The following is a 13,048-nucleotide window of genomic DNA, read 5'->3' as shown; positions in this document are numbered from 1 at the left end:
AACTGGATGTTGTTTGGTTACTCGACACCTCGGACCGCTTCGAGACCGCGCAGAATTTGCTGCTCCGTCACTCTATAGTTGGCATGGAATGGATGAGTTTTTTCGTTTGCGATGGTTTCTCCGCGGATGAAGAGTACCTTCGCCCCGCTCGATGTTATCATACTTGTGTATCCACGGAAATTGAACGACCGATTTTCGTGAATCAAGGCGATCACTCTGGCGTTTGGATTACAGAAAATACAATTTGTCAATGCGGAGCTCGCCGACCCGACGATCAGATCTGCTGAGTGATATAGTTTGACCTGCTCCACGAAAGACAGCTGCTCAGGATAAACTACTTCGAAGCCGACACGTTTTAGCGTGTCGATGACCTCGGCCTCGTTGATAAGTTGGCGCTGCAGAAATCCCCTTCTGGACAGGAAAATCCGCCTTCCTGAGGCACGTAGATCAAGGCCCCATGTAACAATCTTATCGAGGACTGCATACCGCATTTTCGCTAATACGTCGGTCGGCCAAATTGCGTCGTAAATCGCTTTGCCAATTCGGGTGTCGAAGGGGAAGAAAGTCGGAACCGGTGCGACGCCGAGTTCTCCAAACCGGGTGGCGACTGCTGGGAGCGGCAGGATTGGTCGACGGCGTTCGTCGAGCAATTCAATTATTTGCCTATGTGTCTCGGGCATATGATCGTCGATGCAGATCGGGAACCCGGAGGGACAGGCATGATCGTTGAACCACAACATGCGCGGCACGAACTCAAGGAGCCAGTGCCCATAGTTCTTGCTCTGGAGCCCGAACATCATCAGCCCGGCATCCAGAGTCTGCATGTTCTTCGGCTCTTCGACCAAGGCACACTTAGCGCCATAGACCGCAGTCATAATTTGATCGGGATTCACGCCGTCTTTGATGTCTGCAATGCCGCTCAATGGGTGGGCAGCGAGATCGTAGATGAGACGGTTGCCGTTGAGCACGAGGTTGCTGCGAGGGAATGTTAGGCAATCTTTGAAGCGGGCAACGTATTGCCGCGGTGCCTCCAATGTGCCGCATTCCGAGGTTAGGGCTACGGTACCTTCAAGAAAGGCGATCTCTGGCTCGACTATCCGGCGTGCCGGAAGCAATTCGTGATACTCTCCCTCACCGGCAGCCGCGGCTTGGTGAGCGGAAACGATGTTATAGGTCCGCAGCGAACCGAGCCCAAGGACTTTCCGTGTTCGCTCGTGGAGGGCTTGTGCTTCCTCGTACCGGCCTTCCTCGGCAAACGCGTTCATTTGGAGGATCCGCAAGTTCCGGATCTTGCGCTCAAGCGTGTCGCCATCGATCGTCAGCACTTGTCCGCCCAGTTGATCTCGCGCGAGCCGCGCGAGGAGGTAACTGCGCACCGCACTCTCGGCATCCCCGGCAAGTTCGTAGTCCCAGGCGATGTGGATTAGTGACGGATCGTTTTCGCCACGATCGTGACAGGCTGCCTTGGCCTCGCGCAATTCGTGGAGCAGCCCTTCGACTCTGTCGAACGCCTTGCGCCTGCACAGGTCGACAATGCTCGTCCGGATGGCAGCCAGGCTGTACTGCGGAGCGCGGGAACGGGTCACCCGGGCCCCCAGTCCATAGGCACGTGCGGCTAGGTCGAGCCTGTCTTCGCCCTGGAACCGGAAGCCTAAGGTGACGAGATGTTGGGCGATGGTCTCCGGCCTATCGTCGATCAGCGTGGCGAGACTACTCTCGATTGCGTCCAGCGCGGCGTCCGCCGTCGTCAGATTGACCTGGGTTAAGATCCGCCGAAGGTCGCCCATCATCGTCTTGACCGTTCTTTTCGCGCCCAGAGGACGTTCCGTCTCTGCCGCTTCAAAGCGCCGCCAGCGATTGCTCCACGCAACCGCATACATCGTCAATCTGCTCCAACGTGATTGCGGGGAAGAGCGGCACCCCAATCGCGCCTGCGGCCACGGCCGGGGTCTGCGCGAGACCGTCGTGCCGGCACGTTGCAAATGCGGGATGCGCTTGGCAGCCGGTCCCGTACCAGCGCCGCCACTGGATCCCAGCTGAATCGAAGCCTGTCGTCACCGCTTCGGCGACTTCGGGCTCGAACAGCGCGCTGATCGTCATGGTCAGCCACTCCGTGCCGAAGCCCGGCTGCATGCGTACGCCGATCCGGCCGAAGCCCTCGACATAGGCGAGCGACGCTTCTCGCAGCCGCTGAATGCGCCCTTCGAGGCTGTCGAACACCGCCAATCCAACGGCGGCGGCGTATTCGGAGATCCGATAATTGCCGCCTTGCACTTCAGAGACGCGGCTGCTCGCCGAGAAGCCGAAGCCGGTCATGGCGGTGGTTTGCGCCACCAAATCAGTGTCAATGGTAAGGATCGCCCCGCCTTCCCCGATGCCCAGCGCTTTAGTGGCGTGCAGGCTCACGCACATCGGCTGCACGCCCACGCGCTGCAGGTTGAGTGTGGCGGCGGCCGCATCGAACACCACTGGGATGCCGTGCGCCGCCTCGAATGCCTCCCAGGCGGCAACATCGATCGGTGCACCGTAGGGGCTGACTACCACCACGGCGGCGACATCTCCCTCGGCCGAGGCGAGGGCCCGCGCGGCAATCGCGGGGGTGAGCGCCAGTGTCTCGGGATCGACATCCGCGAAGAACGGTTCCAAGCCGACATTGACCGCTGCATGCGCGGTGGCGACGAAGGTGTAGGCTGGCATCAGGCAAAGCCGGCCCTTCCGGCCGGCGACCCGGTAGCGGAGGGCGAGTTCGATGGCGCTCGTGCCGTTGCCGGTGATCGTCGCCGCGACCGGCGCGCCGCCGGCACGCTCCGAGACGAAGTCGCAGAGCTTGGCCTTGAACTCGCGGGATAGCGGCCCGTAATTGCTATAGATATGCGACTGATCGATCCGGCGGAGATACGGAACGATTGCGTCCGTCTCAGGCAAGCTTGGAATGAGCACTGGGATCATTGTCGAGACACATCCTGACTGTCGGCCGCCACCATCCTCATCCGCACGCTCGGTGACGGCGCCCGCTATACATGGCCGGGCGCGGCCGCGGAAGGCGTGGGCTCAAGCGGCCCCGCGGGCCGCTCTCCCCTCAGGCGCTCTGGAGGGGGCGGCCCGGCGAGGGGCGAGCAGGGTTGCCGAACACGGTCTGGCTGGGCGCCACATTCCGGATCACGACGGCGCCGGCGCCGACCACGGCCCGCTCGCCGATCCGGATCTTCGGAATCACGCAGGCGCCCGTTCCAAGGAACGCCCCCTCCCCGACGTAAACATGCCCGGCCAGGTGGACGCCGGGGCTCAGCGTCGCGAAATCCTCCAGCACGTTGTCATGGGCGACGGTGCAGCCGGGATTGACCAGCACGTGCTCGCCTAGCCGCGCATCTGCCGTGACGGAGGAATGGCCGAGGATCACCGAACCTGTGCCGATGCGGCTGCTCGCCCCGATCAGCACTTCGGGATCGATGACTGTGGCGAAGCGTGCGCCGATCTCGGTTCGCAGATACGCGACCGCCCGAGCCCGGGGCCCGGGCTCGCCGAGGGCGACGACGAAGCGCAGGCTGTCGTCGCCCGCAAAGCTCCGCACGTCCCGGACGACCGGCTTTCCGCGAAACGTCTCCGGTGCGTCGACACCGGGATCGACGATGCTTGCCTGCAGATCAATTGCGATCTCGTGCGTGTTCAGGCGCTCAAGGGTATCGACGATCTCGCGCGCAAGCGAGCCGGCGCCGTACAGGACGAGGCGAATCGTCATTGCGCTGGCATCCGTACCTGCCTACGGGATCGACCAAATCTAGCTGATGGCCTGTTGTTCGGGTGATCGTCCATGCGCGGGTTCCCTGCCTGTCCGGTGCCCTGCCCTACACGAGTCCCCGCGAGCCCTCCAGGGTCGGCGACCGCACCGGTCGGTACCGTTCCGCTCCGCTCCGGGTCCGGGTGCCTCGTCACGGAGTGTCGGTTCCAGTACACCGCCCGCGGGTGGGCTGCCCAATGAGCGAGGGCGTGCAAGGCACGGAACAGATTATGAGGCCGACGGAGATCTTCATCGACCTGATCCGGACGGTGACCCGCGACAACGCTTCGGAAATGGTGGAGCGTCTGCGCTCCCGCGCGGCGGCTGAGGATCGCACGGGTGCCGAGAGCGTCGCGATACGGCGGCACTTGGAGGCACTCGCGTTCCGACTCGAGGGCGATGATCATCTCGGTACCGCGTCAGACATCTACGATCTAATCGGCTCTCTCGTTCCGGACGGTCGCGAACACTGGACGAGGGCAGCCGCCCTTGCGCGTCTGAGAGACCTCTGCGGGCGAGCCCGCTTCGAAGAGGCCAGCGCCTATGTCGCCAGCCTTCGCGTTGAGGATGCTACGCCCGCGCTGATCCAGGACGGCGTCGCGATCTTGCTGCGGCTCGGATGGGCACATGAGTTCCGGAACGAGCACGGCCCCTGCTTGCAATGCTACCGCCTCGCCTATGAGCTGAATGGCGGTGACGCGGGTGTGACCACCGAGGACGGCGACCGACTCAGCACCAAGGTCAAGAACCTGCGCCGTCTGAAGCTCGATGCTCTGCTGGAAAAGGGGCAGTTCGCTGCGGCGATCGCCGTCCACGGAGGCACGCGCCATATCACTGGTTCCGGTCCCCTGGCCGCCTACGACACGGTGTCCGTCGCGGCCCTCGTGGCGTCCGGCGGCGCCCGGTACACAGAAGTGCTGCCCGCGCGCCGCGTCGGGGCGCCTGCGCTGCGCTTCTGGGAGGCGCCTCCCGCCCTGCGCTCCGAAGCGGGCGGCCTCGACATGCCGGCCCAGTATCTCGCTTTCCTAGATGGGTGCCGGGCATTCCCGCGCAGCAACGTCGTCATCGCCGGTGACAAGCTCGTCTACGATCTTGCCGCGCATCCTCGCCGCTCGGACATCTTGCTGCAGGACGGTCTCAATCCGGATCAGATCATGACGGCCTCGTTCGGCGCCACGCGTGCCCTCGTAGAGGTGCCCGAAAGCACGCAAACGGTCGAGGCTGGGCTCATGATGTTCGGGTTCCAGAGCCGAAACTACGGGCATTGGCTCCTCGAGTTCGCGCCGCGGATGCTCAGCTACAACGATCCGCGCTGCCCGGACGGAATCCCGCTCTGCATCGACGACCATATGCCGGACTCGCACGAGGAGATTCTACACCTGCTCGATACGCGTGACCGGCCGGTGATCAAGCTGCCACCCAAACCGGTTGAATTCGGGTTCCTCGGGATGGCGCCGGTGCCGGCGTTCTTCCCCTTCGACATGAAGCCCGGCCGCCCGTTCTACGACACGGTCTGGCCGGCCGACATCTTCGCGGCCGTGCGGAGCCTGATCCTCGATCGCGCCCGCGAGCGTGGCATCCTATCAGGCCGGAACGACCGGCGCCTCTTTATCTCGCGAAAGGCGTTCACGCAGCGCGCCCTCGTGAACGAGACAGAGATCGCGGAGCGGCTACGTCCATTAGGGTTCGAGGTAATATACCCGGAAACGATGTCGTTTCTCGAACAGGTCGCGACTTTCCACTCGGCCGCCGTGGTCGTCGGCTCATCCAGCTCGGCACTCTGCAATGCTCTGTTCTGTAGGCCAGGGTGTCGAATCGTCGGTCTAATTCATGAAGAACTATCCTTCAACTTTCGCGGATATACAAGCTGCATTGAGCCTAGCGGCGCACAGATCCTGTTCCTGCGCGGCCATACCCTTCACCGGCCCGGCGTACACGCTTTCCACGTCAGCTACACCGTCGATCCGGGGAAGGTCGTCGCAGCGATCGCCGCTCTTGAGCATGAACTGGCCTCCGGTGCTTCGGCCGGAGTCACGATCTCGGGCGCGGCTGACCGGCCGATCTCTGTGTGGGATGACGGTGCCCCCCTATCTCGAGAGCAGTCGTCGACCAGCGCCGAGCCAGAGCGCATGGACCGTGAGCGTCCCACCCGCCTGACAGCCCTAGCAGCGGAGCCGCACAAGGCTCCGGTCGAGGGGCTGTGCGCCACGGAGGCGGTGGCCTACCTCGCCGGCGAACCGCATTCCGACCAACCCGCATGCGCATCGCCAAGCATCGCCGCTTTCATTCAGACGTGGAGCGATGGTCTACCGCAGGAGGAGCGCGACCAGCTGATCCTCCCGCTCGTCCCGCGCATGATCGGGACGCGCGCCTCAGAGGTCCTGGAGCGCCGGCGCATCGCGATGGTCGCCGATTGGCTCGTTCGCACCCACGTGCCGGCTTGGTTCCGCTTGGCCAAACTGAACGTCGAGGCGGACGAATTAGCTGACCGGCCGGAACTCACGGACGTCGCCGAGTTAGCATCCCTGTGCGATCACCTGAAGCGCGCACGCAAGCGGGCGGCGGTCGCGAATCTCACCTTGCGGCAGACCGGCTCCGCGGTCCGGGCCGCAGCCTGGGATGCCGCCCAGCAGGCCGCTTGGATCACCGTCCGGGATGCCTTGGAAGCCGAGGGACCAGCACTCCTCGCCGCCGGCTGGGACTCAGCCTATGCGGCCGCCTACGCGGCAGCGCGAGCGTACGGAAAGGTACCCCTGGAGCCGACACGGCGCGCCCTCGAGCAGTCCGCATTCGCCCTTCTCGAACGCATGATCGAGGCGCGTGATCCGGATTGGGCCGAGACCGATGCGCCGGCGGCCCAGCACGGCGCGGATCTCCGACCGTGAGCGGCGGCGATGGGCGTAACGCGCTGCCAGTTGATGCTGGACCCGGCCCATCGGCCGCGGTCCTCGCGGGGGCCCGCTGCCTCGTGCTCGGCGGTGCCGGCTTCCTCGGGCTGAACCTATGCAACCGCCTCGCGCAAGCCGGCGCCGAGGTCACCTGCTTCAGCCGCAGCCACACGCAGGCGGAAGCGCTCGACCGGCGCGTGGCTCGGGTGACTGGTCAGTTCTCCGACCGCCTCGCCATCGCCAATGCGGTCGAGCGTCAGGACGTCGTCTTCCATCTGATCGCCGGATCGATCCCCGAGAGCTCGAACCGCGACCCGTCCGCCGAACTCGCAGCAGCTCCGATCGCCACCCTGCACCTGCTTGAGATCTGCCGCTCGGCCCGGATCAAGAAGGTCGTGTTCTCATCCTCCGGGGGCGCGATCTACGGGATCCCGCGTGTCATACCGATCTCAGAAAAGGCCCCGACCGATCCGATCTCGGCCTACGGCATCAGCAAGCTGATGATCGAGAAGTCCTTACATTTGTACCGGCATCTGCACGGGATCGATTACCAAATCCTGCGGATCGCCAACCCGTATGGCCGGTTCCAGCTCGGCAACAAGTACCAGGGCCTGATCGGCAGCTACATCCACCGCGTGCTCACGGATCTGCCGCTCGAGGTCTGGGGTACTGGCGAGGTCGTGCGCGACTTCCTACACGTCGACGATGTGAGCGACGCCTTCCTGGCGGCGGTCGCGTATGACGGCCTGCACAAAGTCATGAATGTCGGCAGCGGCACGGGCCTGAGCGTCAACCAGATCATCGCCGAGCTGGAGGCGGCCTTCGGACGCGAGCGCCTACGCTGCGTGTACAAGCCGAGCCGCGCGGCCGACGTGCCGGCCAACGTGCTCGACACCGCGCTGATCCGGTCCGAACTCGGCTGGCAGCCCCGCGTCGCCCTGCGCGAGGGTCTCATCAGCACGGTCGCCTGGATGCGGGCCCATCTGGCGGAGGCGCGTGGGGACGGCACGCCGCCACGCCCGGCCCGCTGAGGCCGGCGACTCCTGAGAGCCGTCGTGCTCGGCGGCACAGCGGATCGTCATCCGGACGGGTATTTCGCGCTTCGCCCCGGAGCGGCCATGTTTCTCACTGACAGCGCAGGCCTCCGATCCGCGAGGAGACCGCATGTCCTTCCTGCACGATCTGCCTATTGCCGACCTGATCGCCAATTACGGCTACATCGCCATCTTCATCATTATTACCCTGGAGAGCGCCGGCCTGCCGCTCCCGGGCGAGACGGTCCTGCTCACGTCGGCGGCCTATGCCGGCAGCACCGGCAACCTGAACATAGCCCTCGTGGTGGCGATCGCCGCGACCGCCGCGATCCTCGGCGACAACGCTGGTTACTGGGTCGGCCGCCGCTGGGGCCTGCCCCTGCTCCTGCGCAAGGGCCACCTGATCGGGCTCGATCACGGCCGGCTCAAGCTCGGCCAGTACTTGTTCCGCCGGCACGGCGGGAAGATCGTGTTCTTCGGCCGCTTCACCGCGATGCTACGCGCCTACGCGGCAGTCCTCGCCGGCGTGAACAAGCTCGATGCCCGCCGCTTCATGGTCTTCAACGCCGTCGGTGGCGTCGCCTGGGCCTCGATCATGGGCTTCGGCGCGTATCTGTGCGGACGTTCCATCGAGAACGTCATGGGTCCGGTGGGCCTCGCGCTCCTGGCCTTCGTGCTGTTGGGCGCCGTGGCGCTGTGGATGTTCATGCGCCGCCACGAGGCGCGCCTGATGGTCGATGCTGAGGCCGCGATCCCCGGTCCGCTGGTCGAAAGCTCGGTCGCACCGCAGGCGGTAGCGGGGTAGGCAGGCCCGGCCCGCTATGCGAAAAGCCACGTCGCGCCAAGACTCGAGCGCGCCGGCCCGGACGGCCGCACGTCCTGCCGCCCTGGGCCGATCCGGCGGGTGCGCCCAGTGGGACGGACGCTGACGTGCATCCGGATCCGATTGGATTATTCGACGCAGGCTCCATGGCCCGGCGGTACGACTCGGGGCGCAGTATCGATACGGCAGCCTACGCGGCCGAGGACTGGTTCTCGACGATGAATCCGAACCTCCTCTTCGACACAGCCTTCTACCGGGCGCAGATCTCGCCGCTGGACGCGACCGGTCCGAGCCCCGATTGCGGTCAGCCCGAGCTGCTTTTTTTGCCGAGAGCGTCGTACCGGATTTCGCCCCTGAGGCCTGGCAGGCCGCCAATCAAGCCTGGACCGTCAACCCGGTGGTGACCGGGGCTGCTCGCCCAGCCCAGGGACGCGGGACCGGCTTGCTCCTCGTCGATTCGAGCTTTCCCGTCCCGGTTCTCGGCATTCCGCTACGGTGAGCTGTTCACGTACTCTCAAGCCATCCCGGAGAGCCAGGCCGCCTCGTCGCTGCACCAGATCGATCGCTACCAATGCCGTGGTCGTCGCCCTCGCTGCCAAGCTCGCCCGGGTAGCATGGGCGACGCTGCGGAAAGGCGTGAGCTTCGAGCGCCAGCCGGAGCTAGCCCACGCCTGAGACATCGCAAAGGGTCGACCCTGACCGGAGAGCGAGTGACCGGCGCGGGTCCATGAGACCTGCGGGAGGGCAGCGAAAATGGCCTGACGGTCGAGCGGCGCTCCAGAAGCCTGGCAAAAAAGCGGCTCTTCGAGGCCGACGTGCTTACGAGGCTCGGGGCGTGCGGCTCCATCTTGAAGGCTGCTGCTGCACCGATATGCCGGATACGTGTGTGCAGACCAGACTGCGACGCCTTCAGCGACCACCTTGCAGACGGGGTGGGTTATACGTTTTTTCGCAAGAGGCCATGGCGCTTGAAAAAGCGCCAGAGGCCGTTCCGCGTGACGCAGACGCCGTGCTCCGCCAGAGTGGTCTATAGCTCGCGAAGGTAGATCCCGGGCTTTGCCTGGTAGAGGGAGACGATCAGGTCGCCCTGTGCCTCGATCCGGTGCGAGCATTGATCGCCGCCAATCGGCTTAGCCGCGACGTCGCCCTAACGAGCAAATTGCCTGCACCAGCGACTGGCGCTCGCCGGACTGACCCCGAAGCGTTCGGCCGCTTGGTCTCGCAAGGCGCCGGTCTCGACCGCATGAACCGCGCGCTGACGCAAGTCGATGGACAGAGCTGAGGACATCGGCGCCCGCCTGCGCCGATCAACCTTCCAGCTCGCCACCCGTTTCATCCCGCTCAGATACCGCTTTAGATGTTTGGTCCCGCCGTGTGGTGATACATCTGATGCCACATGGAGGGACGCGCTATGGGACAGATTCTCCACGGCAGCGCCACAACGACTGAGACGGTCCGTCGGGCAATCCAAGCTCGTAAAGAGAGCGTGGGAGCCGCCGCGAAGCACTACGGCATCAGCCCGACCACCGTGCAGAAGTGGCGTTCACGTCCGACCAGCACCGATGCGCGGATGGGACCGAAGGAGCCTCACTCCACCGTGCTGAGCCTGGAGCACGAGGCGGTCATCGTCGCCTTTCGCCGGCACACCCTGCTGCCACTGGATGACTGCCTCTACGCGCTCCAAACCAGCATCCCGCACCTGACCCGCTCAAGTCTCCACCGCTGTCTCCAGCGTTACGGCATCAGTCGACTGCCGGAAGTCGACGGCGACAAGCCCAAGCGTTCGCGCTTCAAAGTCTACCCGATCGGCTACTTCCACATCGACATCGCACAGGTCAGCACCGAACAAGGCAAGCTCCACCTGTTCGTTGCCATCGACCGCACGAGCAAATTTGCCTTCGTTCAACTTCACGAGAAGGCGACACAGCGGATCGCAGCGGCCTTTCTACGCGATCTGGTCGCGGCCTTGCCCTACACGATCCACACGGTCCTCACCGACAATGGCATTCAGTTCACCGACAATAAGCCGGTGAACGCAGAGGCCGAGGCCAAGGTGGCGGCCTATTGGGCCGAGCGCGATGAGCCGCGCCTGTACCGCTGGCATTCGTTCGAATGGACCTGCGAGCAGACCAAGATCGAGCATCGCCTGACCAAACCACGCTGCCCGTGGACGAACGGCCAAGTCGAGCGGATGAACCGCACCATCAAGGACGCCACGGTCAAGCGCTACCATTACACCGACCACGACGAGCTGCGCCGCCACCTGCAACTGTTCGTGGAGGCCTACAACTACGGTCGCCGGCTGAAGACCCTGCGAGGCCTCACGCCCTACGAATTTATCTGCCAGACCTGGACGAAAGAGCCCGAACGCTTCAGGCTCGATCCGTCACACCACATGCCGGGACCAAACATCTAGTGTGACAACAAGCATTCATTTTAGTATATGCTTCCGGGAAACCCATTTCTGGATACCTATTGCTGATTGCTAGTGATGTTAGAGTGTGGGCCGCATCAAGCACTTGCAGGCTCTATGATTTTGTGATCCAGGGCCGCCGCGTGCAGCACGGAGGCGACGATGGCGGATCTGTTCTGGCTCTCGGATGCGCAGTGGGCGGTGATTGAACCGTTCATGCCGAAGGATCGGCCCGGACCAGCGCGCAAGGACGACCGGCAGATCATCTCCGGCATCCTGCACGTGCTCACCTTCGGCTGCCGCTGGCGCGACTGTCCGGCTGCGTACGGCCCGCGCACCACAGTCCATAACCGCGTAAACCGGTGGTCACCGCGCGGCTTCTGGAAGGCCATGCTCGCGGCGCTGGCCAAGGCGGGATGGTCGGGCGAGGCGACTGCCATCGACAGCATCGACGTGCAGGCGCACCGTTCGGCCCACGGCGGTAAAGGGGGGGCGTACGCAGGCCATCGGCCCGTCGCGCGGCGGCCAGACGACCAAGATCCACGCCCTCACCGATGTCCTCGGCCGGCCCGGCGTCCTCCTGCTGACGCCCGGCAACGCCAGCGATGTCACCGCCGCCCCAGCCGTGCTGGCTGAGGGGCCCGGCCGGATCCGCCGCCTGAGCGCCGACAAGGGCTACGACGCCGACTGGCTGCGCGCTGACGTGCGCGCGGAGCGCATTACGCCAATCATCCCAGGCAAGCGTGGCCGCAAGAGAGGGATTCGCCACGACAAGCGCCGCTACCGCGAGCGCTGGCGCGTCGAGGCCACCTTCAACCGCCTCAAGGACTTCCGCCGCATCGCCACCCAATACGACAAGCTCGACCGCAACTACGCCTCAGACGTTGCTCCCGCCGCCTTCCGTTGCCGATTGAGTCCAGACCCTAGCAATTTATTAATATACATGAACTAAATAATACGGCGGCGAAGAAAAATTACGTAACTCTACTAATTGCATAAATACAAAGTTGGCAGTCCGTGCTCATGGGGACACGAATGCTTGACCTGACAGGCTACAAGCTGACGTTTGACGACGAGTTCAACACGCGCAGCATTTCCCAGGCAGCGGGCAGCACAGCCTGGGGTGACATTCGTTCACAGTGGCGCTTCGACGCAAATTCTGACATTGGGTTCGGACACTCCTCCTTCGTCGACTCTGCCTCCGGCTACGATCCTTTCAAGGTCTCGGGTGGTGCACTGACTATCACCGCTGTTCCCGATAAGACCACCTCGGGCTATCCAGGAAGCTGGGAGTCGGGACTGATCACCACACAGGGTAATTTCTCGCAGACCTACGGGTACTTCGAGATTCGTGCCGACTTCTCCGCCATGAAGGGCGCCTGGGATGCGTTCTGGCTGCTGCCGGACAAGCCAACTGCCAACCCCAACAATCTACCAGGCTGGCAGGAACTCGACGTGGTCGAGCACTACGGAGGTAACGACAAGGGCGTCTACAGCACAATCCACACGACGGATCAGACTCCCAACATTCCCTGGCAGCAGAACCGGCAAGTCTACAGCGAGCTGGCGAACGCGCCGGGCTATCACACCTACGGGATGGATTGGCAGAAGGATAAAATTAGCTTCTACGTCGACGGGAAGTTCGTCGGCTTTCAGGCAACACCGAGCGACATGACTGGCCCGATGTACCTAGTTGCCAACCTCGCTACGCAGAGTGATGCGGACGCAGCAGGCAAGTCGATCTCCTCTTCGATTGATTACATCCGGGCCTACTCCAAAAGTCCGAACGCGGTTGCGGTCACTCGGGGCACCGTGTCGGCTCCCGACGGCGCCGATCCGGGCCTCTACGGTGCAACCAGCGCAAACTCTCACGCAATTGAAGCGTTTGGGACGACGCGGCTGGATCAGGTGGGCAGCGGGTTCTTTCTGGACGACAGCACCGGGTCGGGTCCCTCGCTCAAATATAATGGATCCGACGTGACCACGGGTCAGTTCGCTGGCTGGACCCCGATGGGCGCGGAAAAGACGGCCACCGGCTACCAGGTGGCCTGGAAGGTGACGGGCGCGGACCAGTACACGGTGTGGAACACCGACGCGAACGGCAACTTCACC

10 protein-coding genes are annotated in these 13,048 nt (G+C 63.9%); 7 read left to right on the top strand and 3 right to left on the bottom strand.

Annotated elements, in window-relative coordinates:
* Positions 1-17: 17 nt before the first annotated feature.
* From MKK65_RS29250 to MKK65_RS29240, 3 genes are all read right to left on the bottom strand, one after another.
* The gene (locus MKK65_RS29250) at positions 18-1,880 is read right to left on the bottom strand and encodes a glycosyltransferase family 61 protein (protein ID WP_243961700.1); all 1,863 of its coding nucleotides are present in this window, start codon (positions 1,878-1,880) and stop codon (positions 18-20) included.
* On the bottom strand, positions 1,840-2,949 hold the full coding sequence (locus tag MKK65_RS29245; RefSeq protein WP_243961699.1) for an aminotransferase class I/II-fold pyridoxal phosphate-dependent enzyme: 1,110 nt from the start codon (positions 2,947-2,949) through the stop codon (positions 1,840-1,842). The genes MKK65_RS29250 and MKK65_RS29245 overlap by 41 nt, the downstream gene beginning before the upstream one ends.
* A 130-nt stretch (positions 2,950-3,079) precedes the next feature.
* Positions 3,080-3,739 carry an acetyltransferase gene (locus MKK65_RS29240; protein ID WP_243961698.1) on the bottom strand — a complete coding sequence of 220 codons (660 nt, stop codon included), beginning with the start codon at positions 3,737-3,739 and terminating at the stop codon, positions 3,080-3,082.
* Positions 3,740-4,008: 269 nt separating this feature from the next.
* On the opposite strand from MKK65_RS29240, the gene MKK65_RS29235 reads away from it, so the two are divergent.
* The 7 genes from MKK65_RS29235 to MKK65_RS29200 form a co-directional block, all read left to right on the top strand.
* A complete protein-coding gene (locus MKK65_RS29235) occupies positions 4,009-6,663 on the top strand; it encodes a glycosyltransferase family 61 protein (RefSeq protein WP_243961697.1) in 2,655 nt (884 codons plus the stop codon).
* The gene (locus MKK65_RS29230) at positions 6,660-7,697 is read left to right on the top strand and encodes an NAD-dependent epimerase/dehydratase family protein (protein ID WP_243961696.1); all 1,038 of its coding nucleotides are present in this window, start codon (positions 6,660-6,662) and stop codon (positions 7,695-7,697) included. Before MKK65_RS29235 ends, MKK65_RS29230 begins: the two co-directional genes overlap by 4 nt.
* A gap of 133 nt (positions 7,698-7,830) precedes the next feature.
* A complete protein-coding gene (locus tag MKK65_RS29225) occupies positions 7,831-8,505 on the top strand; it encodes a DedA family protein (RefSeq protein WP_243961695.1) in 675 nt (224 codons plus the stop codon).
* A gap of 316 nt (positions 8,506-8,821) precedes the next feature.
* Complete coding sequence (locus MKK65_RS29220; RefSeq protein ID WP_243961694.1) at positions 8,822-9,022, top strand: hypothetical protein; 201 nt, start codon at positions 8,822-8,824, stop codon at positions 9,020-9,022.
* Positions 9,023-9,934: 912 nt separating this feature from the next.
* Positions 9,935-10,939 (top strand): IS481 family transposase, encoded by a 1,005-nt coding sequence (locus MKK65_RS29215; RefSeq protein ID WP_243961692.1) that lies wholly within the window; start codon positions 9,935-9,937, stop codon positions 10,937-10,939.
* A 159-nt stretch (positions 10,940-11,098) separates the two neighbouring features.
* Positions 11,099-11,888, top strand: a protein-coding gene (locus MKK65_RS29205) for an IS5 family transposase (protein ID WP_409565519.1) whose coding sequence is annotated in 2 segments (ribosomal slippage) — positions 11,099-11,430 and positions 11,429-11,888 — 792 coding nt in all. Because the reading frame shifts where the segments join, the coding sequence is not laid out codon by codon here.
* Between the two features lie 83 nt (positions 11,889-11,971).
* Positions 11,972-13,048: family 16 glycosylhydrolase (locus tag MKK65_RS29200; protein WP_243961691.1), on the top strand; the 1,077-nt coding region annotated here is incomplete at its 3' end.

The organism is Methylobacterium sp. J-001, from assembly GCF_022829565.1.
Taxonomy (GTDB): domain Bacteria; phylum Pseudomonadota; class Alphaproteobacteria; order Rhizobiales; family Beijerinckiaceae; genus Methylobacterium.
This window is presented reverse-complemented; position numbering and strand designations above follow the sequence as displayed.

Bases quoted from the DNA above. Each gene is read 5' to 3' on its own strand.
- MKK65_RS29250 (WP_243961700.1), bottom strand. From the start codon at position 1,880: ATGTATGCGGTTGCGTGGAGCAATCGCTGGCGGCGCTTTGAAGCGGCA.
- MKK65_RS29245 (WP_243961699.1), bottom strand. From the start codon at position 2,949: ATGATCCCAGTGCTCATTCCAAGCTTGCCTGAGACGGACGCAATCGTT.
- MKK65_RS29240 (WP_243961698.1), bottom strand. From the start codon at position 3,739: ATGACGATTCGCCTCGTCCTGTACGGCGCCGGCTCGCTTGCGCGCGAG.
- MKK65_RS29235 (WP_243961697.1), top strand. From the start codon at position 4,009: ATGAGGCCGACGGAGATCTTCATCGACCTGATCCGGACGGTGACCCGC.
- MKK65_RS29225 (WP_243961695.1), top strand. From the start codon at position 7,831: ATGTCCTTCCTGCACGATCTGCCTATTGCCGACCTGATCGCCAATTAC.
- MKK65_RS29215 (WP_243961692.1), top strand. From the start codon at position 9,935: ATGGGACAGATTCTCCACGGCAGCGCCACAACGACTGAGACGGTCCGT.